Origin of the sequence: Bradyrhizobium sp. 35, from assembly GCF_023073215.1 — a bacterium.
In the GTDB taxonomy this organism is placed as follows: domain Bacteria; phylum Pseudomonadota; class Alphaproteobacteria; order Rhizobiales; family Xanthobacteraceae; genus Bradyrhizobium; species Bradyrhizobium canariense_D.
Map to the genome: position 1 here is coordinate 1 of NZ_JADPJC010000081.1, position 610 is coordinate 610.

The following is a 610-nucleotide window of genomic DNA, read 5'->3' on the forward strand; positions in this document are numbered from 1 at the left end:
TAGTCGTCCGTGAACAAGGCACTAAGCGATTGAGCAGGAGTCAGTTTTCCGGTTGCGGCGGCATTTGAGATTGCAGGGATTGGGGGCTTGAGGCCCCCAAACCTTGCAATTTTCGTTTGTGGATTCCCTTTCGCTGCGGACCATGATTCTGTGGTGCATCGGAGGGGCCGATGCGACCGAAGAAGCACAGGACGACGGGATCGAACGATCTGTTCCGGGCGCGGCTGGACCAGATCATCAATCTGAAGCACGAGTTGGTTCTGCTTGCCGGCAAGATCGATTGGGACTGGATCGACGGCGAGATCGCGCCGCTCTACAGCGAGAACGGCCGGCCCGGGATCGAGACCCGCTTCATGATCGGGCTGTTGTTGCTCAAGCATATCTACGGGCTGTCCGATGAGGGGGTGTGCGAGCGCTGGGTCCACGACCCTTATTTCCAGTTCTTCACCGGCGAAGAGTTTTTCCAGCACGCTTTCCCGCACGAACGCTCGGACCTGAGCCATTGGCGCAAGCGGCTCGGCGACAAGCTGGAGCTGCTGCTGGCCGAGAGCCTGCGGGTGGCGCACGAAGCCGGCGCCTTACGCAGCCAGGACCTCAAGCGCGTCACGGT

The 610-nt window shown here is 60.5% G+C and carries 1 protein-coding gene; it reads left to right on the plus strand.

The genetic code is table 11. From position 1 onward, the window contains the following. Positions 1-170: 170 nt before the first annotated feature. On the plus strand, positions 171-610 hold a 440-nt coding region (locus IVB36_RS18710), incomplete at its 3' end, for a transposase (RefSeq protein WP_247391779.1).